This is a genomic window from Solicola gregarius (assembly GCF_025790165.1).
Lineage (GTDB): Bacteria > Actinomycetota > Actinomycetes > Propionibacteriales > Nocardioidaceae > Solicola > Solicola gregarius.
In genome coordinates this window covers 598609-619680 of the sequence record NZ_CP094970.1, presented here as the reverse complement: position 1 = coordinate 619680, position 21072 = coordinate 598609, and the positions used below count along the sequence as shown (strand labels likewise).

Genomic DNA, 21072 nt, shown 5'->3' with positions numbered 1-21072 from the left:
TTAGGGAAGGAGTCGTCGTGGCCGAGCCCGAGACCCATGACGAAGCCGTCGACTGGATCTTCGCTCGCGTCGCCGAGGATCGGGCCGAACGGCTGGCACAGCCGATCAGCGAGGTCGAGATTGACGAGGCGATGGCCGCGCTCGACCGCGCCGAGCGGCTCCGGGACATCCAGGTCCGTGTTCGCGCCGGGATGGTCGCCAAGTACGGCCGGACGCTGACTTATGAGGAGTCGGACGCGATGACCCGAGCCGTGGTGAAAGGCAGGCTCCCAGGGCCGGACGAGATGGAGACCTTCGAGCCCGCCATTCAGCAACAGCTGCGCCTAGCGGCAGCCGAGTACGCCCAGCGCCCAGCGCACTGGCCGCGATGACTGATGCCGTGATCGGCCGTGCCGAGTCGCCGGCGAGCCACGCGACCTCGTGTGGTCCCCGAGAATCGTGGAGGGCTCTCGTGGTTGATCGCACTCATCCGGGTGGCCGGAGGAGAGGTAGCCCGGATGGCGAGAGCAGAGTGGCTGAATCTTCGCGGCACCCTGCACCCGGTGCCGCTTGATAAGTTCATCAACGGCGGTCTCAATGGCCGATAAACTTATCAGCGGTGCGATGACGTGACGCCTGGCGCGAGACCCAGCGGGCCGCGGACGTGGAGCAGGCACACCAGGGCGAACTCGAGCGTTAGCCTGCCGAGCGGTGCGAACGCCGAATGAACGGCCGCGGGACCACGCAATTCCGAGTAAGGAGAGAGAGTCGTCGTCTACAGTTGAGGACGATCGGAGGGGCGGACGATGTCTAATGCGCTGAGCTCAGAAGAGTTGGCGGCAGCCAAGCGGACGGCTGCTGCGATCGGGGCCCTTCGTTCCGAGTCCCGACGTCTCGCCGCCGAGCAGCGCGACCTCCGGGGGAAGAAGCGCCGCCGCGAGAACGTGGTCAAGGCCTACAGGGAGAAGGGCCCGTCGGTCTGAAGCCCGGCGCAGAACGTGGAGGTCGGCCCTCCTCACTCAGACGAGTCCGGTAGGTCCGGATCAGTTAGGTGACATCGAGATTGACGAGGTGATGGCCGCGCTGGTCCCTGCCGATCGCCCACCGGCTACCCGACATCGTGTATGAACCCCATCCCGCCGTCGTGGATGCAGAACTGCACTACCTCTGTGGGCAGCGCGTCGGGACTGAATAGCAACAGATCGCGAAACGTCTCCCGGTCGCCCGCTGATTCCGGCGGAGGACCCGGATGCGTGCCGGCTAACCAGTGTGGGTGGTCTGGTTTATCGAGCCGCCGGAAGAATTCGTCGACGACGAACGGCCATTTCGGTGTCCCCCACCAGTACGGCACGGCCGAAACGCCCCGGAGCCCGAGCCACATGACGACCAGGTGGGGGTCATCGGTCTCAGCGACGTCCAGCAGAGCGTTGAGCTGACCACCTGCGTGGTCCTGGAGTAGCTCGAGCTCTTCACCGCCGAGCTCGCCCAACGTAATGCCGTGGGAAGGGCGCGATTGGGGCTGAAGGCGTTCGCGAGCGCGTAGCCGAAGGCGTGCACAAGGGCGGCCATGTCGACCGGGTGCGCTGCCAAGGGGCCGTCGGCGGCCCATGCCTCCCCGAGCTCGAACCACAGCGCCTGATGGAAGAACCGGGACGTCTCGACGGTCGCACGCATCATCTCGGCGTCGTTGATCCGCGAGTCTGGGCCGGCGTGCCAGTCCTCGAGGATGCTACTGCGCCAGCACAAGTGTGTCAGCGCGCCTGGAGCGTACCGCAGCAGTGTTCCGACGTCGTCAGGGTGGACGCTCCGCGAGAGGAGCCCGAGACGAAGGAACTCATTGTCGAAGGTCGATGCGAACAAATCCATGTCACTCTCCATTTCTCAGTCTCCGTGCTGCCGGTCTCGCTGAAGCTCAGCGATCTCTGCCGCCAGGCGTTCGCCACCGTCAGCGGTGAACGCCTCTCGATCCCCAGGTTCCATCACCAGCCGACCGGTCACGCCGTGTTCGGCCTCGAACTCGCCGATTCGCTTGTCGACGAACCGATCGAACGTCCTGCGCGGAGTTACGCCCGACCTGGTTGGTGTGTCGAGGAACTCCTCGAACAGATCTGGAAGATTCGTCTTGGCGGACTCGATCATCTCGGCCCGGTGCCGGAGAGCACTTGACTTGGCGTCGGCGAAGTACCGGTTCGCATCGGCAATCGCCCGCTGCCTTTCGTCTTCCGCCTCCTGCAGCAGCTTCGCGACCTGCTCTTGGGCCGGCGCGATGACCGCGGCCACCTTCTGCTGCACTTGGGCCGTGATGACCGCCTCGGCATCGGCGAGACCTTCTGCCCGGCCGTCGTCGATGGCTTTGCGACGAAGTCGGGGGAGTTCGGCCTCTTGGTCAAGGACTGACTGGTGCCTGGAGGCGAGTTCGGACTCGGAGGCTTCCAGAAGCTCACGCTCGACACGCACGTCGGCCTTCGCGTCGCGAAGCTGCCGGTCCCAGTCGTTGAGCTTCTGATCGTCCTGATCGATCCGTGCCTCGCGGTCCTTCCATCGCTTGAACGCACGCAGCCCCAGATGATGCTTACCGCCATCCACCCGTTCCATCGTGGCCTCATAGCCGTGCTCCAGCAGACGTTCGCGCATACGATCGTGCTTGGCCGCGTATGCGGCCTTCGCGGCACCCCTCGTCCGGGCAGCGTCGGACATGACCTCCTTGTAGTTGATGCGGCCGTCACCAGTCTTGGGTACCCACGCCATCTGCACGTGCGGCGCGGTCTCGTCCAGGTGCTTGGCAACGTAAAGCACGTCACCGTCCGGATGCTGCGCGATCACCTCCTCGATCATGACGTCGAGCAGCCGGTCGACCTCCTCGCGCTTCTGCGGCGTCATGTCGGCACAGGTGCGGACCAGCTGGATCCTGCGCCCGTTCGCGTCGCGGACCTCCTCGCCGTTGTCGTCAGTGACCCACACCGGCCGCCCGCCCTCGTCGTAGGCACGCCCTGTTCCCGTGAACTCGGGGTCCAGCTGCATCAGGCACTCGACCATGACGGCGGCGTCCGCGCGGAGGGACACCTCCACTTCGCGCACCTCGCCCGTCGGCACGCGCTTCCCGGTCTCGGGGTCCTTCGCTTTGACCTTCGTCCGGCGGACGTTCTTCTTCGAGCCGGCGATGATGTCATCCAGAATCGCGGTCACAGCGGTCGCACCGTCCTCGCCGGGCGACAGCGGACGCAGACCACCACGGCCATCGGCGATGTGGGCGACATTGAGCAAGCTGCGCGAACTGTCGACTTGCGGGTTGGACTGCGTCACCTCAGGGGCACGAAGATCGTGCTGCACCAGCCCCTTCGCATCGGCACGGGTGACGCCCATCCAGCGGTAACTCGTGGACCATCCACCGCTCGCGCCCGTCATGACGACACCCGCTGCGACGGCAACGCATTCGAGTTCGAAGGGTAACCCAGTACCCTCACACTCCGCTTCGCTCCGTGTGAGGCTGGGCCCTCCGGGGGCCGCTGCGCGGGGCAGGGCATCTTCGGCGGGAGCCGGCAGTGACGGGCGACGGACTGGCGTCGTTCTTGATCACCGCGGGGTGGCGTCCTCCTTGTGCTGTCGCGACCGGCCGGGGACGAGACCAGTATGCCGGCCAGTCGACACCAGACGGCACCAAGCTGTTCCCGAACAGGTCCGGTCGAGGTCTCGGCCGTGTCCGAGACGGGACTCTCTCGCGTCTCCGCGGCGTCCTGTTCAGGCTCTCGCGGCGCTCCGAGAGAACCCGGGCACATTGACGTCTCGTACCTGTCCTCGATTGGGCGCGAACCGGACCCATCGGTGTCCTCAGGAGGCTGTTCCGATGTCCATCTGACGTCGGGGACACACATGGGTCCATCAGGTGTCCCGTGCATGTCTCGGATGTGCCCGTCCTGGGCGCGGACATGACTCGCAGCCTGGATCGCGCAGCCGAGGCCACGGCGTTCGGCCCACACTTGCTCGATGTTGTTGCTCATGATGCCTCTTCCATATCGGCCATGAGCTCGTCGTGATAGGCAGACAGCTGCTCCGGCGTCGCTTCGAGCAATTGCATGTCGTCGTTGAATTCCGCGAGGCCGACCATGAGCTCGGTCACGGCACCGTCGGCGCAGTGGTCAGACGAGGACTCGGGACCGTACGTCAGCTCATACCTGGGTGCGATCTGCCTGTGGTACAAGTTGCCGACCACGCCCTGAGTGTGGTGGTAACTCTCCAGCTCGCACTTGTGCCACTCGTACGGCTCGATCTTTCCGATCCTTTGGACGCGATAGCGCAGGATGTCATCCTCGCGGAACACCTTCACGACCGATGCCAGACGACGGATGAACTGGTCGAGCGCCTCGTCGACGTTGCCCTTCTGGCGGGCGTAGAAGAAGAACTCGACTGGCTCGATCGTCGCGGTGACTACGATCAGCCGAGGAGCCACCTCGCCCTTGTTTTTGTAGCGCGCCTTCGCCGGGGAGGCGTTATAGGGATCGAGCAGCAGCAGCCAGTCGTTAGCATCCATGGCGCAGGCACGTAAATCGTCGAGAAGCATCACCTCCTCGCCATGCCAGTCGTCGAGCGGGTTCGCCGTTGCAGCCCTGTAAAGCTGCCACCGCTGACCGTGCGCCTTTGCACTCGCGATTGCTGTCGTGATGAAGTCCTGCGCGAACCGAGTCTTGCCGACCCCTGCGTCGCCGTGGATGAACACGACCTGCGTCGCGAAGTCGCCGGCACGGAGCTTCGCCGCTGCACGGTACGCGCGGCGCTGGCCGTAAGCAGAGAGCGCGTCGTCGATCTCCCGCGAGTGGCGCGAGTAGATGTCGAACAGCTCGTCGGTGAGCATGATCTGATGTCGCGTGATCTCGCCCTGGAGCACCCGCTCGCGCATGTCCTCGAAGTCCTCGGCGACACGCTTCTTCTTTACGTGAGCACGGCCCTTCAGCCAGGCCTCGCGGCGCGCCGCGTCGACCCCGAGGTACTCCGGCCCGCGCACCGTGGCGACCTCCGAGGGCGCGTACTGGTACTTGTCGGCGTACTTCGCATGGGTGAGGTAGCTCAGCATGTTGTCGTAGGCGTACCGCCCGCGACCTGGCTTCTCGACGTACTGCGGCTCTACACCGAGCAGATCGCCGAGCCGAGCGATCGGCGCACTCTTCGCACGGCCGGCGAACTTGATCACCGCGTGAATGTGTTCGGGCTTCGGCTCGATCACGATCTGCTTGCTGACGTCGCTCCAGACCTGGCGCTCGTCCTTGTCGTGAACGATCGCGTGCGCCTCCACGACCTCGCAGCCGCCCCCTTCTAGCCGCTGCACGAGGTACGCGAGGATCGCCTCAGCGCCCTCCTCGAGCAGAGTCCCACCGTTCGGACCGCCGGATGCCCATGACCAGTACGCCGGATCGAGGTACTGCGTCACAGCAATGCTCGTGGGGTTGTTCTCCTCCCTAGCCACGATGCCCACCATCCAGCGGCAGCGCGGCCCAGGCTCCAATAGGCGAAGCGCCTCTAAATGACCCTCTATTGAACCCCAAATGAGACCCCAAAGGACCCCGACGCATCGCGCGGAGGTCGAATGCGGTGACAGGCGTCTGACCAGGCATTTCGTTGCAAGGCGCGGCAATCGACAAGCCCTTGCCGCGCCCGTTAGAACACCTCGGGTCCACGAAACTCTTGGAGGTAGTCTCCACCGTGGGCAGACCGCCGGCGGTGAGTGTTGACTCAGGCCCACCGGGCGGGGTCGGAGGAGTTCTGGTCGAGTTCGTGGCGTGCGTCTCGGTACCCATCACGCCACCCGATGCGCGTGCAGGAACGCGTCAAGATCTTCCACCAAGTAGAGGATTTTGCTACCAGCGCGGATGTAGGGCACCCGGACATCACCGGTCGCCCGCCACTTCTTCAGCGTGGCTCTGGCAACCCCGATGTACTCGGCGGCTGCGGCAGTGTCGAGAGCTCTCTGTTTCGTGGCCGATGCAGACATGGCGAACCTTCGTCTCGAAGTTGTTCGCCACTCCGCAGTTTCCGTAGTCCGCTGCGGCGACTTCCAAGTCCGCCTTGCTTGGCTCCCGGATGCGACTCCAGGTTCAGCTCACCCTCTCACCGGGCGGCTCGGTCGACACCAACATGTGCTGTTGCCTGTTCCCTAGGTTATGCGATGACGGCGATGAATCACAGTGCTGTAAGTAGATACGGAGCTCTTGGGGCTACCTGGACCGATTTGGACCCTCGACTGTGTACCCTGTCAAGATGACGCGCGCGACCACCGCCAAGCTCGCTCCCGGCGAAGACACCATCGACAGGTCAACGCCGAAGAAGAAGACCGATGGATCCTGGCGGCTGCAGTGGACGATGGTCCTGCCCAACGGACAGAAGTTCAAGGGCGACAACACGGGAGCGACCAAGGGTGAAGCCCGGCGGCGCGCAAGGTCCAAAGCCGACGAGCTCCGCAGGTCCGGGGGTGGCGCGTGGAAGACCACCGACCAGCTGACTACCTACATCGAGAAGACCAGCAAGCCCACGATGGCCAAGGCTGACCTGTCGGACCTCACTCGCCGGCGTTACGACCTCGCGCTGAGGTGGCTGGTCGGCGACTGCGACCGACACAAGCACCGGCACAGCCTCAAACATCACACCATCGCGTCCGGCATCAAGTTCAAGCCGCTCGAGGACCTGCTCACCGAGATCGCACGCGACCACGGGCTCGAGACGGCCAAGCAGTGCCGCACCGTGCTCACCAAGTACGTGATCACGCGGCTGGTGCGCGACGAACTCATCACCGGAAATCCCATCGGCGGCGTCCGGCTCGAAGAGCTCACCGGGATGAAGCGAGGGGAGCGGACCCGAGGTGGCAAAGCCATCACATCCGCGCAGGTGGAGGCAGTGCTTGATCATCTGCTCGGCCTCGACCCGGCGGAGGGGTACACGAGGCGTCAGGGCCGGTGGAACGCCGCAACGGTCGCCAAGCGCCGCAACGCGATCGACCAACTACTGCTCCAGCTCGCGACCGGTCTCCGCTCGACGGAGGCAAACCGGCTCGACTGGTCTCTGGTTGATCTCGACGATCAGGACGTCATGCACATCGACGTCACCAAGGACATCGCGAAGGGCGGCGTTCCGCGCGTCGTCCTGGTGCTGCAGCAGCGGGTCGCCGAGCGCCTCCTGGAGCGCCGCAAGCGGGCGGAGGGCAAAGGCTACGTGATCGGCTCGCCGGCCGACCCGATGAAGGTTTGGGAGGCGCGCAACCGGAACAAGGCCGCGGCGGCGCTCTACCAGGAGCTTGCCGAGGAACTGGGCATCGAGGTGATGGCCAACGAACGCTCGCACATGTGGCGCACCACGCTGCGGAGCCACTACGACGGCAAGGCTCCCGCCGCTGTGCTCAATTCACAGTTCGGCCACTCGGAGAAGACGGCACAGAAGCACTACACGGACGCCAGTGACCTCTCCGGTCTAGCGAGCGCCGCGGGCCTGCACGTGGTTTAGAACCCTGACGAATGCAGCGATCATGATGACCCGAGGCCTTCCGGGCGCGGCTGGTGACAATGAGCCGGTCCGCCGGGGGTTCAGCGGCCCCTTCAAGCCATGGCCGCGGGCCACGGTTCGCTGCATGATTGGGCCTACGCTGCTGCCCGTGTCCACGCCGGGCGACATCAACGACCCGCGGCACGGCGAGTGGCCCACGGAGTTTGGGCCCGGGCGACGGCATCTTAGGGCCAAGCCGGCGGTCGAGACAAGGGTGCGTGTGTCCTCCCGAACTGATAGACCTCTGTTGTGTCCGGTATTCAGCACCTCTCGATGCGCGTCCCCTGGCGCGACCGCGCCTGGGATGAGTTCATCTGCGACGACCCGCTCGGTAACTCTTCCTGCACCCTGCTCGCCGCCATCGGCAAGGGTCGCGACGACGTGTACGAGATCGAGAACCATGGTGCTGGCATAGACAGCCTGGACCACGACCGTCTGCCATGCCTGAGCGAGCGGGCGACCTTCATGTCGCCACGGGGCTACACAGTCGTTAAGGATCACCCGTACCGGAACAACCCAGCCCTTAAGGGCATGCTGCACGACACGCCAGTGACGGTGCCTGGCTACGCATTCGAGGCCGTCCCATTCCGCTGGATGAACCGTGACTCCTTTGCCACGGAGGTCGGGCACGAACGCGTGCCGTTGTTCAACCAGGACGCCGAGATCGAAGCGGATGCGGCTCTGAATTACACCCCGCCCTGGGTGATGGACGGGACCAATCAGCGGGCGATCCTAGACGCCTTCTTCGAGCCGGTTGCTCTGGGCAACTCGCTAGTCTTCGCCTACCTGAAGCACTCCCCGTTGCAGGAAGAACGCACCGACCGCATCTTGGTCGGAGCAGCCCGAGTCACCGGGGTTACGTCCCCGCCTATGTGGAATCAGTCTGGGAATCCACCCTTCAGTTCCTGCATGTGGGAGACCATCGTCGAGCACTCGCTTCGTCCCGACATGACAGACGGGATCCTGCTCCCGTACCAAGAGCTACTCCCGCTCCTGGACGAGGGCGTGGATGTCTCGGCGGCTCTGGCGTGGGCACCCGAGGGCCGCACCGTCGAGTTTTCGTACGTGACCGAGCACCTGACGGACGACGCCGCGATCGAAGCGCTCGCTGCGCTCCAGTCGGCAGCGGAAGGCATGCGCGCCCTTGGCGTCGAGTTGCCTGACGCAGGTGTCGCATGGGTCGAAGCCGAGATCGAACGGCTGTGGCAGCTCCGCGGCCCGGTCCCTGGCTTGCCCGGCATCTTGAAACTCATCGGCGTTCAGCAGCCCTACGTTGCTTCCCGCTCCGTCATTGGCGAGTGCTCCGACGACCAAGACCCGTGGGATCTGCTAGACGAAGTCTTCCATGCGCCCTCTGATGCACCAACGACGGTCAAACCGCACATCGGGAATCTTCAGGCCAGGGTTTGGGCGAAGATCCCAGCCGGTCGGCAAGCCGTCTTGCGGCTCCTGTCCGGATTCGACATTTCGCCCGCTCAAGTGCAGATCCTCCTCGAGGGGGCAACCGACGTCGAGATGACTGCCGAGGAACTCCTGGCCAATCCGTACTTCGCTGCCATCTGTACTTACGGCATGCCCGAGCATGTCCCGTTCACGACGATCGATCGATCGTTGTTCCCCCCATCGCACATCACCTGGAAGTCACCGGTTCCCGAGCAGGTTCAACTTCGAGGGCCACATCGACCGAAGGCGGATCGAAGCGATGCTGACCGACGTACTCGAGCGGCAGGGTTTCCAAGGGGACACTCTCGTTCCCGTTGGCGAGGCAATAGAACTCGCCAACGCCATCCCCGTTGCCCAACCACCCGAGCTCACGAACACGATTCTCGTTGGTCTCGATCTCGATCACGACGGTATCGCAGGGTGGCCCCAATGGTCACCGCTGCAGAGTCGCTCTCTGGCAAGCGGCATTGACGCCTACAAACTGACCCGGTTCGAAGAGACATCGCAGGTCATCCGGCAGTGGGTCGAATCGCAGGAAGGTCACCCGTCGCTCGGTGCGATCGCTGATGCCCCCCAGGTGCTCGGCTCCGCACTCGACCGCAACCAGAACGTCACCGGGGAGATCGACGAGCTTGAGGAGCGCGCCCGTTCGGAGAAAGCCGCGGGGCTCTCTGCGCTTCATGATGCGCCGCTATCCGTCTTGATTGGCCCGGCAGGCACCGGAAAGACGACCCTCCTGCGTGCTCTTGTCGAGTACCCGGGCGTCGCTGCCGGAAGCGTGCTCCTCCTCGCTCCCACGGGCAAGGCCAAGGTGCAGATGGAGTCGAAGGTTGGCTTGCCAGCCAAGACCCTCGCCTCGCACCTCAGCGCGACGAAGAGGTACGACGGGGAAACGGGGAGGTACCTCGTGTGGGGCGACCAGCAACCACGGAGCAATCATTCGCTGGTAGTCATCGACGAGGCATCGATGCTCACCGAGGAGATGCTTGCGGCAACGCTGGATTCGTTCACCGGCGTGAAACGACTGATTTTAGTCGGGGACCCGCGGCAGCTCCCGCCGATCGGGGCCGGCCGACCTTTCGTTGACCTCGTGAACAGGTTGCGGCCCGACGCCTTTCCCGGCTGGGTGCACGTCGCGCCCGGCTACGTCGAACTACAGGTTCCTCGCCGTCAGCTCCCCGATGGCAGCCATGGAACAAGGCACGACCTCGAGCTTGCTGCCTGGTTCGGCGATAACACCCGGGGCGCGGGTGATGAAGCCATCTGGGCCGACCTCGCCTCAAACTCTGACTTGCCGACTGTCCGCTACGTGCAGTGGGGCGATCGCACCGTCGTGGAAGCGCTCACGGACGAGCTCAAGGCCAACCTCAACCTCGAGGGTCATGACGATCCGGCCAGAGCGTTCGCACTGACCTACGGCGGTGTCATCAACGGCAAGTACCTGAACTGGGAGCTCGGTGCCGGAAAGCACGCGGAGGACTGGCAGATCCTCTCCCCGACCCGCTCCCGCGTCTTCGGCACAGTCGAACTGAATCGCCACATCAAGCGCGGGTACCGCACCAGCGACACCTCATGGGCGCAGCGAAACACCCCACGTGGAAACATCCCCTGGCCTGTTGGGCCCGAGTTGATCGTGCGTGGCGACAAGGTCATGCAGACCACCAACAAGCGGCTGTTCGCATATCCCAAGCAAGGTGCCATGAACTACGTCGCGAACGGTGAAATCGGCGTCGCTATCGGCAGGACCCTGCCAGCTTCGATGGAATCGAAGTACGCGATGAAACTCAAGGTCGAGTTCTCATCGCAGCCTGGTTATCAATACTCCTATTACACGGGGTCCGGAGACGATGCTCTGCTTGAGCTGGCCTGGGCTGTGACCGTCCACAAGTCCCAAGGATCAGAGTTCGACACCACTTTCCTCGTCTTGCCCGCCCGCGCAAACGTCTCGCGCGAGTTGATGTACACGGCACTCACGCGCCAGAAGGACAAGGTCGTCATTCTCCATGAGGGCACCCTCGCCGATCTTCGAGACCTGTCTCAGCCATGGCGATCGGAGACCGCGCGACGACTCACTGACCTGTTCGACGCCCCAGAGCCTGTTGCCCTGGTTGTACGTGGCGAAGCGCGGCGGTTCGACCGAAAGCTGATGCACGTTTCGTCGATGGGGATTCCGATGGCGTCGAAGAACGAGGTCATCATTGCCGGCCTCCTAGACCAACTCGTTCCCGGGGCATGGCAGTACGAGGAACCTCTCATCGGATCAGACGGGCGTGTTGTACATCCCGACTTCACGATCGCGGCGGGCGATGGCAGAACGATCTATTGGGAGCATGCCGGCATGTTGGATCTCCCCGACTACGCCCGGAAGTGGGAGCTGAAGAAGACCTGGTATCGGGAGAACGGCATCCTCCCGCATGACGAGGGCGGCGGGCCTGCCGGCACGCTTATCTGGACCGATGACCTCAACGGCGCGGATGCCCAGGCCTGGCTCAGGTTCGCGGCGAATGTCCTTGGTGTCTCGCCTGCCGGTGGCGCGGTGGAAGGAGCACCTCCAGCGCGGCGTCGGACTGTGAAGAAGCAGCAGCCGAAGCCCTCACCGAAGGACTAGGACGCTGTGTCGCATCACGAGCGTCGCCGGACTGCGCGTTCATGCAATACCCTGACAAAATCCCTGACAACAGTCGCTCCGCTCATCGCCCCGTGTCACCCGCAAGCGCCTTGGTCGCCACTGCTGAATGCCGCTGTGACCTGCAGAAGTACGTGATCCGACTGGCAGTCTTGAGTGTGGGGTGCTCATAACCCAGAGGTCGCAGGTTCAAATCCTGCCCCCGCTACCAAAGATCGAGGTCAGACACCGTCTGGCCTCGATTTTCATCTGGAGGTCGCCATGGCGATCCATCCAGCACATCGCCCAGGTGCACATGTGGCTCCACGCAGGGCGCCTCGCAGCGGGTTCGCTCGACCGGGTGAGGAATCGGAGCGTCGTCGCGTGGTGGCAGAAGTGTAACGGTTCCATTATACTAATGCCATGACCCCGAGGCCGATGGCGCGAGACGAGCTGCGGGACATCGCAACCACACAGCACGGTTTCGTGACCGCCCAACAGGCCACAGAGGCGGGCATCGGCAAGCACACGCTGCAAATGCTTGTCCACCGAGGGACGCTTGAGCACGCCGCACACGGTGTCTACCGGTTTCCGCAGTACCCGGTCGGCGAGCACGACCAACTCATGCTCGCAGTGCTGTGGACGCGAGTACCCGAGGCGGCGCTCTCGCATGAGACCGCGCTGGACGCCTACGGCATCAGCGACGTCAACCCCAACCGCATCCACCTCACCGTGGGCAAGAAACGCCGCTTCCGCCGTGCGGGCGGGAGGGACTATGTCGTCCATTACGAGGACCTCGGCCAGAAGCAGGCCGGCTGGTGGCAGGAGATCCCCACCGTCACTCCGGCGACGGCGATCGAGCAGTGCATCGCGTATGGGACTCCGACCCATCTGCTCCGGCAGGCGATCGAGCGTGGTCACGCGCAGGGCTACTTGAAGACCGCCGGGCGCGACGCGCTGACCGAGGCACTGGAGGCGCGCCATGACCAATGAGCACGTTGGCTCCCGGCTGGTCGCATTGCTGAAGATCCTGAAGCCGAAGACCAAACAGCCCGTCTCGACCAAAGTGCTCAACACCTGGATCGCCCAAGCCGAGGGACAACTCGGCGACGAGGCACGAGGCGGCCGGCTCGGCTGGCTGATCGCGTCGTCGGTGGCGATCGCAGCGGTGCAGCGCGCCGTCGACGCCGACGGACGTCGACTCTTCCTACTCAAGGGCGGCACCCTGCTCCAGCACCGAATCGACGCGACGGCCCGCACCACCAAGGACGTCGACGGCCTGATCCGGGGCGACATGGAAGCCTTCTTCGTGGTGCTCGAAGACGCCCTCGATGAGCCGTGGGGACCGCTGGCGCTGCGACGGGGCGAGGTCGAGGTAATCGACGTGCCAACCAAGATCATCAAGCCGCGCCGGTTCGACATCATCCTCGAGATACGCGGTGTGACGTGGCGGCGGATCCAGTTCGAGGTCTCATCCGACGAGGCCGGCATCGGTGGCGAGCACGAGACCATCGAGCCGCCACCGCTGGGCGGCTTCGGCTTGCCTGACCCCGACGACCTGGTGGGGATTGCGATGAGGTTCCAGATCGCCCAGAAGCTCCATGGCGTCTCCGACCCACACGAGCCGCCGGACTCGATCAACGACCGTGCCCGCGACGTCGTCGACCTGCTCCTGCTGCGCGACCTCATCGCCGCGACCGGTAGCCCGACGCTGACCGAGGTACGTGACGCTGGGATCGCCGTGTTCGAGTCCCGTGCTGCCGAGGCAGCGGCGCTTGGTCGCCCGGCGCGAGCATGGCCGCCGACCATCGCCGCGCACGGTCACTGGGCTGGGGATTATGTTCGCTCAGCAACATCCGGCGGTGTTGAGTTGTCCCTCAACGACGCAGTCATCGAGGTGAACGCTTGGATCGCCGAAATCGCTGACAGGCACTAGGCAGTACCAGGCGGCATCCCCAATCAGAGGTTCCGGATGGCCGTCGCCGGGTTCTCGATGGCGTCGGCCACCATTCGAAGGAACCCCGCCGCCGTGCTGCCGTCGCAGACACGGTGGTCGAAGACGAACGACAACTGGGTGACCTTGCGTACGACGACTTCACCATCGACCGCCCAGGGCCGGTCGATGATCCGCCCGATGCCGAGGATCGCGACTTGGGGATGGTTGATGATGGCTGCGCTGCCGTCCACACCGAAGCCGCCGTAGTTGTTGAGCGTGAACGTGCCGGCGGTCATCTCCTCCGGGGTGGAGCGGCCGTCGCGGGCTCGATCCGCGACATCGCGAAGCGCCGCGTGCAGGCGGTCGGTGGTCATCGCCTCGGCGCCCAGCACGGCCGGTACCGACAGCCCCCGCGGTCCCTGTACCGCCACGCCGAGATGGACGTGGTCGTACTCGATGACTTCCTGCCGCTCGGTGTCGAGCCGAGCATTGAACACCGGGTACGCGCGGAGACCCGCGACGACGAATCGTGCAATGTAGGAAAGCAGGCCGGGCCCTCCGTCGGCGCGGGACAACTCGCGCAGCTCGCACAGCCGCGTCGCGTCGACGTCGACCCACACCGTCGCCTCGGGGATCTCCGTACGGCTGCGAGCGAGCGCGACCGCCGCCGCCTTCTGGAACCCGCCGAGCGGGACCCGACGCTCGCCGACGGTGGGAGCCGAAGTAGCTGGGTCGCCCGGCGCATGGCCGCGATGCGCCAGCGCTCGGACAACGTCAGCGCGGGTGATGATCTCGCCTTCGCCCGTTGCCGCCACCGCGGACAGGTCGACGCCCGCGTCGCGGGCCATCCGGCGTACCAGTGGCGAGACAACGAGCGGAGGGCGGCGTACGACCGTCGAACCGGCCGTCGCCGGGGGTGCCGGGATGCTCCGGACGCGCGGCCGGCGGCGTCGCGTGGGCGCAGCTGGCGCGGAGGTTCCGTAGCCGACCAGCACGTTGCCGGTGCCGGCGTTCTCCTCCGTGCGGTACGCCTCCGCCGCATCATCGCTGCCGACTGTGACCAATGCGCTGCCGACCTCGAGCGTCTCGCCCTCGCCCGCGTGGAGCGTCGCGACCCGACCGGCGTACGGCGAGGGCACCTCGACCATCGCTTTCGCGGTCTCGACCTCCACCAACGGTTGGTCGATGTCGACCATGGAGCCCTCCGCGACCAGCCATCGGACGATCTCGGCCTCGGTGAGGCCCTCGCCGAGGTCGGGGAGCGAGAACGTACGAGCGGCCACCGTCGGTGTCATGAGTCCTCCCACTGGAGGTCGTCGACCGCATCCAGCACCCGGTCGACGCTCGGAAAATGCAGATGTTCGAGCTTCGGCGGCGGGTACGGGATGTCGAACCCTGTCACGCGCCGGATGGGTGCGGCCAGCGAGTGGAAGCAGCGTTCGGTCAACCGTGCGGCGATCTCGGAAGCGACGCTGGCGAAGCCGGGAGCCTCGGCAACGACGACCGCGCGGCCCGTGCGAGCGACGGCCGCGCATACGGTCTCGTCGTCGAACGGCACGATCGATCGGACGTCGACGACCTGAAGCTCGCGACCCTCCCGTGCCGCGGCTTCTGCCGCGTCCAGCGCGATCGTCACTGCCGACCCGTACGCGATCAGCGTTGCGTCGGAGCCTTCCCGGCGGACGACCGCCGTGCCGATGCCCGGAACGGGTGCGGACAGGTCCGCCTCCTCCTTGTTCCAGTAGAGCTTCTTCGGCTCGAGAAAGACGACCGGGTCCGGGGACGCGATCGCGGCACGTAACAGGCCGTACGCGTCTGCTGCCGAGGCGGGGGCGACGACCTGCAGCCCGGGGGTGTGCGCGTAGTACGCCTCCGAGGAGTCGCAGTGGTGCTCGACGCCACCGATGCCGCCACCGTAGGGAACGCGGATGACGATCGGTGCGGTGGCGGCGCCGCGCGTACGGTTGCGGAGCTTGGCGACATGGCTCACCACCTGCTCGAACGCGGGGTACGCGAACGCGTCGAACTGCATCTCGACAACGGGCCGCATGCCGTTCATCGTCATTCCGACGGCCATTCCGACGATCCCGGACTCCGCCAGCGGGGTGTCGAAGCACCGAGCCTCGCCGAAGTCGGCGGTGAGCCCGTCGGTCACCCGGAAGACTCCGCCGAGCGGACCGACGTCCTCACCGAACACCAGCACGGACGGGTCGGTCGACAGAGCGTCGCGCAGGGCTCGGTTGAGCGCCTGCGCCATGGTGAGCTTCTCAGACATCGCTCTCCTCCCGCGCCAGCTCGTCGGCGAGCATCGCGGCCTGCTCCTCGAGTTGCGGCGTGCGGCGCGCGTACACGTGGTCGAACAGGTCCTCCGGACGTGGCTCGACGTCACGTCCGACACCGTCGCGAATGTGTTCCGCGAGCCGTTCGGCCTGTTCCGCGTACGCCGCGGCGCCATCGTCGTCGAGCGCGCCGGCGTGCCTGAGGTAGCCGTCGAGCCGAACGAGCGGGTCGCGCTCGATCCATGGCTTCACCTCGTCGTCCGGCCGATACCGTGAGGCATCGTCGGCATTCGTATGCGCCTGGATCCGGTACGTGTGCGCCTCGACGAGCTGCGGTCCGTCGCCGGATCGTGCCCGGGACACCGCGGTGGACAGCACGGACAGAACCGCCGCGACGTCGTTTCCGTCGACGCGTTCGCCGGGCACGCCGTACCCGACACCCTTGTGGGCAAGGGAAGGGGCGACCGACTGGCGCGCCAGCGGCACCGAGATCGCGTACTCGTTGTTCTGTACGAAGAAGACCACCGGAGCGCCGAACACCGCGGCGAAGTTGAGCGCTTCGTGGAAGTCGCCCTCGCTGGTCGCCCCGTCTCCGCACATCGCCAGTACGACGGTGGGCTCGGAGCGGAGCCGTGCGGCGTGAGCGACACCGACGGCGTGCAGGAGCTGGGTGGCGAGCGGCGTGGCCTGCGGCGCCACTCGATACTGGTACGGGTCGTAGCCGCTGTGCCAGTCACCTTTCAGCAGAACGAGCGCTTCGACCGGATCCACACCGCGGGCGACGATCGCGGCAGTATCGCGATAGGTCGGGAACATCCAGTCGTCGTCGTCGAGCGCCTGCGCTGCGGCGACTTGGCAGGCCTCTTGCCCGTGCGACGAGGGATAGACCGCGAGCCGACCCTGCCGTACGAGCGCGCTCGCCTGGTCGTTGAGCCGTCTGGCGATGACAAGCGCACCGTACGCGCGCAACAGGGCGGCCGGCTCCGGCAACGTGTGGGACGGGTCTCCGACGGAGCTTCCACCGGAGTCAATCAGCCGAACCGGCTCGTCGGACGGCAGCAGATGACGGACATCAGGTGTCATGGTGAGATCCTGCCAGTGCGACAGATTGTGTGCGACAACTCGGAAGAATGCGAGAATGTGTCCGCGCCATCGGCGGGTATGGTGACCAAACGTCCAAAATCCAGTGGGGTCGAGCGAGGAGTCGAGACGGATGGCTGACACCCTTGATGACATCGATCGGCGCATTCTCGACGCCCTGGCCACAGACGGTCGGATGTCGATGCGAACCCTGGCCGAGACGGTCCACATCTCCCGCGCGAATGCGTACTCGCGCGTGGAACGGATGACCACCGACGGCGTGATCCGCGGCTTTCGCGTGGACGTCGACCCGGTGCGCAGCGGCCTCGGCACCTCGGCGTACGTGACCCTCGACGTACGTCAGGCGGACTGGCGCCAGCTGCGTGCCCGACTGCAGCAGGTACCCGGCGTCGTGCACATCGCCTTGGTCGGCGGAGGGTTCGACGCCGTACTGCTGATCCGGGCACGCGACAACGAAGACCTGCGGCGTCTCGTGATGGACGAGATCCACGGCATGGAGGGTGTGCTGAACACGCGCACGTCACTGGTGTTCGAGGAACCGCCGCCCCTGTCGGAGCGGTGACCGCGCATGGCACCGATGCGACGACGGGATCACCACAGCGGAACACCGATCTGGGGTACGGCGGCAAGCAGGTCACGGACATAGTGGTGATCGGGGCGCTCGAGCACCTCGTCGACGGGACCCTGCTCGACGACGATGCCCTGGTGCATCACCGCGACTCGGTCGCATACATGCTTGACCACGGCCAGGTTGTGGCTGACGAACAGCACCGTGAGGCCGAGCTCCCGCTGGAGTTCGCGCAACAGGTTGAGCACAGCGCCCTGCACCGACACGTCGAGTGCCGAGGTGATCTCGTCGGCGAGCATCACCGACGGGCCCGCCGCCAAGGCGCGTGCGATGGCCACCCGCTGGCGTTGCCCGCCGGACAGCTGGTGGGGGAGTCGGTCGGCGAAGGCCGTACGCAGGCCGACATCCTGCAACAGCGAGTCGACCTCGCCACGCCGGGAGTCACGGGTGCTGCGCTCCCGATCTCGGCGGGAGCGGGAGACGAGCGCCTCCTCGATGCTGCGCCCGATCCGCATCCGCGGGTCTAGGCAGGACGAGGGGTCCTGGAAGACCATCTGCACTCGACGTCGGTGCCGGAGCGCTTCGCCGCGTGCGCGTACGAGGTCGACGTCGTCGAGGAGGATCCGACCGTTGTCGGGCTCGACCAGGCCGACCGCGGCCTTGGCGAGTGTGGACTTGCCGGAGCCGGACTCGCCAACCAGGCCGACGATCTCGCCGTCGGGTACGTACAGGTCGACACCGCCGACCGCGCGCACGCGGTCGCTGCCGCTGCCGAACGTGACCTCGATCCCTTGGAACTCGAGCGCGCTCACCGGGTCACCTCCGTCCGGTCGTCGACCGGGCCGGTCGGGAAGTCGGCGTCCTCGGGAATCGTGGTCAGGGGCCGATCCCGATCGGTCTGCATCGACGGCACGGAGTCGAGAAGTGCGTGTGTGTAGGGATGTCGTACTCGGCCGGCGATGAGGTCGTCGGAGTCGACGACCTCGACGGCACGGCCGCGGTACATCACCATCACCCGGTGACACATCGCCGCGACCACCGCCATGTCGTGGGACACGAGGATCAGCGCCGTCCCCTGTTCGCGGTTGAGGTCGCGCAGGAGTCCCAATACGCCCTTCTGCACGGTGACGTCGAGCGCCGTCGTGGGCTCGTCGGCGAGGACCAGCCGGGGACTGCCCATCAGGCCCATCGCGATCATCGCGCGTTGGCGCATGCCGCCGGAAAACTGGTGCGGGTACTGGTGCGCACGGCGGTCGGCGTCGGGAATGTGAACGGAGTCGAGTCGATCGACGGCCTCGCCGGCGGCGGCCCGACGCCCCAGACCGTGACGTAGGCGTCCGACTTCGGCGACCTGAGGTCCGACCCGGATGGCGGGGTTGAGCGAGGACATCGGGTCCTGGAACACGACGGCGAGGTGCTCGCCGAGGTGCCGACCGTGTGTGCGGCTCATTCGTTCGGCGTCGACCCTGCCGGCATGGTCGAGGGTGACTCCGTCGAACTCGAGCGTCGAGGCGGTGGCATCCAGCGACGGGTCGAGGAGACCGGCCACCGCCATCATCGTGAGGCTCTTTCCCGATCCCGACTCGCCGACGACGCCGAGTACCTCACCGGCGCCGACGTCGATGGACAGTCCGTCGACCAGAACCGAACCGTCCGCGTCGGCGACCGTCAGGTCACGAACCCGGAGCACTGGTGAGGCGTCCGTGCTGTCAGCAGTCGCGCCGGTAGGCGTGGGTACGGTCGACGCTGAGAGCGGACCGTGACGCCGACGGGCGGCCCGGCTGCGGCCGCGGGATCCGGCGCCGGGCAGCGACTTGGCCAACAGCTCGCCGAACATGGTGAACACCAGTCCAGCAAGGACGATCGCCGCACCCGGTACGAGAGCCGAGGCCGGGCTGACGAAGATCCGGCTCTGCCCCTCGTCGAGGAGACGACCCCAGTCGAACTCGGGCGCCTGCACGCCGAGTCCGAGGAACGAGAGGCTCGCGAACGCCACCAGACAGATGCCCGCACTGATGCTGGCTCGTACAAGCAGTGCGTCGCGGATGTTGGGGAGGACGTGCCGGAGTAGGACGACGACCTTTGGAACGCCCAGTACTCGGGCCGCCTGGACGAAGTCGCGTCCCGCGACCGACGAGCTCATCGTGTACGTCAGCCGGGCGAAGTCCGGAGCCATCGCCGCGGCGACGGCGGCGACCGCCGCGAAGGCGCTTCGGCCGAGCACGACTGCGAGAACGATGGCCAGCAGCAGACTGGGAAAGGCGATGGCGATGTTGATGCCCGACGCCGCGGCGCGGGCGATGCGCGGGCCGAGCAGCTGCGGCAGCAGGCCGAGCGCGATGCCAACCGTCACCCCGATCACCGTTGCCAGCAACGCCATGCCGACGGACAGGCGAGTCGCGACCAATGTCCGGAGCAGAATGTCGCGGCCACCGGCGTCGGTGCCGAACAGGTGGTCGTCGGAGGGTCCCTCGGCGATCCGCGAAGGGTCGGCGAGCCGGGCGTCGTCACCCCACAGAACAGATGCCAGCACCGCGACCAGCACCAGAATGATCAAGGTGACGACGGTGAGCACCCCCAAGGGGGTACGCAACGGCCGAAGTACTCGGGACATCACGACTCTCTCAGGGTTGTACGTGGGTCGACGACCATCAGCAGCAGGTCGATGACGAGGTTGATCAGCAGAATGAGGATGCCGTAGGTGATCACGATCGCCTGCACCAACGGGTAGTCCTTGCTGATGATCGCCTGAACGATCGTGGCGCCGAGACCCGGCCACGCGAAGATGTTCTCGACCAGCACCGTTCCGGCCATCATGCCGCCGAGCAAAAGCCCGGAGAGTGTCAACGTCGTCGTCAGGATGTTGGGCAGCACGTGGCGTAAGTAGAGGCGTATCCACGACATTCGTTTCGCACGTGCGGTTCGCACGTAGTCCTGGTCGAGTACGTTCAAGGTCTCCGCCCGCACAATGCGCGACAGTGCTGCCGTACTCCCACCGACGAGTGCCGCGACCGGAAGGACGTACGACGCGGGCCCCGACCTGCCGGCAACGGGCAGCAGGTCGGTCTGTACGGCGAAGACGTACACGAGCCCGACACCGAGCAGGAACTCCGGTATGACGCTCAGCACTGTCGCCGTCGATGTGTAGCCGGCTTCCAACATCGGCCGGCGACCACCCCTGGTGAGCGCGCCGGCCGCGAGCCCGATCGGCACCGCGAGCAGCAGGATCAGGAAGACGGCGAGCAGCGCGAGTTCGAGTGTGGCGGGCAGCCGGACCTTGAGGACCTCGCTCACCGGGACCCGCAAGGTGGTCGACTCGCCGAGATCGCCGGTGGCCATGCCTGTCCAGAGCCGGACGTACCTCTCGGGCAGCGGTCGGTCCAGCCCCAGCTCGACCCGTCGCTGCTCGACGAGCTCGCCCGAGGCGTTGGCGCCTGCAGAGGTCTGTGCGGCGTCACCGGGTACGAGCTCGACCATCAGGAAGGCCCCCGTGACCAACACCACCAGGGAGATGACGAAGTGCGTCAGCCGTCGAGCCAGGTAGCGCAACCCACGTAGGCGGCCCGCAGAGCCCGGGTTGCTGGAAGCGTCGCTCGCAGCGGTGACCGGGGGATCGGTCACCGTGTCTCCCGGGCTG

At 65.9% G+C, this 21072-nt stretch carries 18 protein-coding genes; 8 read left to right on the top strand and 10 right to left on the bottom strand.

Annotation, left to right across the window (positions count from 1 at the left end; translation table 11 throughout):
* Positions 1 to 17: 17 nt before the first annotated feature.
* Positions 18 to 371, top strand: a complete 354-nt coding sequence (locus L0C25_RS03145; RefSeq protein WP_271634927.1) for a hypothetical protein — start codon at positions 18 to 20, stop codon at positions 369 to 371.
* Positions 372 to 785: 414 nt separating this feature from the next.
* Positions 786 to 962 carry a hypothetical protein gene (locus tag L0C25_RS03140; RefSeq protein ID WP_271634926.1) on the top strand — a complete coding sequence of 59 codons (177 nt, stop codon included), beginning with the start codon at positions 786 to 788 and terminating at the stop codon, positions 960 to 962.
* Between the two features lie 125 nt (positions 963 to 1087).
* Here the strand turns inward: L0C25_RS03140 and L0C25_RS03135 are convergent, their stop codons facing one another.
* The 4 genes from L0C25_RS03135 to L0C25_RS03120 all read right to left on the bottom strand — a co-directional run bounded on the left by L0C25_RS03135 (position 1088) and on the right by L0C25_RS03120 (position 5962).
* Positions 1088 to 1468, bottom strand: a complete 381-nt coding sequence (locus L0C25_RS03135; RefSeq protein ID WP_271634925.1) for a hypothetical protein — start codon at positions 1466 to 1468, stop codon at positions 1088 to 1090.
* 392 nt (positions 1469 to 1860) lie between these two features.
* Positions 1861 to 3384 carry a hypothetical protein gene (locus L0C25_RS03130; RefSeq protein WP_271634924.1) on the bottom strand — a complete coding sequence of 508 codons (1524 nt, stop codon included), beginning with the start codon at positions 3382 to 3384 and terminating at the stop codon, positions 1861 to 1863.
* 589 nt (positions 3385 to 3973) lie between these two features.
* Positions 3974 to 5401: a Rep family protein gene (locus tag L0C25_RS03125; protein WP_271634923.1), complete on the bottom strand. Its 1428-nt coding sequence runs from the start codon at positions 5399 to 5401 to the stop codon at positions 3974 to 3976.
* Between the two features lie 366 nt (positions 5402 to 5767).
* On the bottom strand, positions 5768 to 5962 hold the full coding sequence (locus tag L0C25_RS03120) for a helix-turn-helix domain-containing protein (RefSeq protein ID WP_271634922.1): 195 nt from the start codon (positions 5960 to 5962) through the stop codon (positions 5768 to 5770).
* 266 nt (positions 5963 to 6228) lie between these two features.
* On the opposite strand from L0C25_RS03120, the gene L0C25_RS03115 reads away from it, so the two are divergent.
* The 5 genes from L0C25_RS03115 (at position 6229) to L0C25_RS03095 (ending at position 13487) form a co-directional block, all read left to right on the top strand.
* On the top strand, positions 6229 to 7464 hold the full coding sequence (locus L0C25_RS03115; RefSeq protein ID WP_271634921.1) for a tyrosine-type recombinase/integrase: 1236 nt from the start codon (positions 6229 to 6231) through the stop codon (positions 7462 to 7464).
* A gap of 288 nt (positions 7465 to 7752) precedes the next feature.
* Entirely contained in the window at positions 7753 to 9417 is a 1665-nt protein-coding gene (locus L0C25_RS03110) for a hypothetical protein (RefSeq protein WP_271634920.1), read from the top strand.
* Between the two features lie 106 nt (positions 9418 to 9523).
* A complete protein-coding gene (locus L0C25_RS03105; RefSeq protein ID WP_271636784.1) occupies positions 9524 to 11554 on the top strand; it encodes an ATP-dependent DNA helicase in 2031 nt (676 codons plus the stop codon).
* A gap of 420 nt (positions 11555 to 11974) precedes the next feature.
* Positions 11975 to 12544, top strand: coding sequence for a type IV toxin-antitoxin system AbiEi family antitoxin domain-containing protein (locus tag L0C25_RS03100; protein WP_271634919.1), 570 nt, complete (start codon positions 11975 to 11977; stop codon positions 12542 to 12544).
* Positions 12534 to 13487 carry a nucleotidyl transferase AbiEii/AbiGii toxin family protein gene (locus L0C25_RS03095; protein ID WP_271634918.1) on the top strand — a complete coding sequence of 318 codons (954 nt, stop codon included), beginning with the start codon at positions 12534 to 12536 and terminating at the stop codon, positions 13485 to 13487. Before L0C25_RS03100 ends, L0C25_RS03095 begins: the two co-directional genes overlap by 11 nt.
* Before the next feature lie 23 nt (positions 13488 to 13510).
* Here the strand turns inward: L0C25_RS03095 and L0C25_RS03090 are convergent, their stop codons facing one another.
* From L0C25_RS03090 to pdhA, 3 genes are read right to left on the bottom strand one after another with little or no spacing between them, the layout of a single operon-like run.
* Positions 13511 to 14782, bottom strand: a complete 1272-nt coding sequence (locus tag L0C25_RS03090; RefSeq protein WP_271634917.1) for a dihydrolipoamide acetyltransferase family protein — start codon at positions 14780 to 14782, stop codon at positions 13511 to 13513.
* Positions 14779 to 15762 (bottom strand): alpha-ketoacid dehydrogenase subunit beta, encoded by a 984-nt coding sequence (locus L0C25_RS03085; protein ID WP_271634916.1) that lies wholly within the window; start codon positions 15760 to 15762, stop codon positions 14779 to 14781. Before L0C25_RS03085 ends, L0C25_RS03090 begins: the two co-directional genes overlap by 4 nt.
* Positions 15755 to 16849: a pyruvate dehydrogenase (acetyl-transferring) E1 component subunit alpha gene (pdhA, locus tag L0C25_RS03080; RefSeq protein ID WP_271634915.1), complete on the bottom strand. Its 1095-nt coding sequence runs from the start codon at positions 16847 to 16849 to the stop codon at positions 15755 to 15757. Before pdhA ends, L0C25_RS03085 begins: the two co-directional genes overlap by 8 nt.
* Positions 16850 to 16979: 130 nt before the next feature.
* Between pdhA and L0C25_RS03075 the strand changes: the two genes are divergently transcribed.
* Positions 16980 to 17429, top strand: a complete 450-nt coding sequence (locus L0C25_RS03075; RefSeq protein ID WP_271634914.1) for an Lrp/AsnC family transcriptional regulator — start codon at positions 16980 to 16982, stop codon at positions 17427 to 17429.
* A 29-nt stretch (positions 17430 to 17458) separates the two neighbouring features.
* On the opposite strand, the gene L0C25_RS03070 is transcribed toward L0C25_RS03075, so the two are convergent.
* Genes L0C25_RS03070 through L0C25_RS03060 form a run of 3 tightly spaced genes read right to left on the bottom strand, consistent with a single transcriptional unit; the run spans position 17459 to position 21056 of the window.
* Positions 17459 to 18247 (bottom strand): ABC transporter ATP-binding protein, encoded by a 789-nt coding sequence (locus L0C25_RS03070; RefSeq protein WP_271634913.1) that lies wholly within the window; start codon positions 18245 to 18247, stop codon positions 17459 to 17461.
* A complete protein-coding gene (locus L0C25_RS03065; protein WP_271634912.1) occupies positions 18244 to 20049 on the bottom strand; it encodes a dipeptide/oligopeptide/nickel ABC transporter permease/ATP-binding protein in 1806 nt (601 codons plus the stop codon). Before L0C25_RS03065 ends, L0C25_RS03070 begins: the two co-directional genes overlap by 4 nt.
* A complete protein-coding gene (locus tag L0C25_RS03060) occupies positions 20049 to 21056 on the bottom strand; it encodes an ABC transporter permease (RefSeq protein WP_271634911.1) in 1008 nt (335 codons plus the stop codon). The genes L0C25_RS03065 and L0C25_RS03060 overlap by 1 nt, the downstream gene beginning before the upstream one ends.
* Positions 21057 to 21072 lie beyond the last annotated feature (16 nt).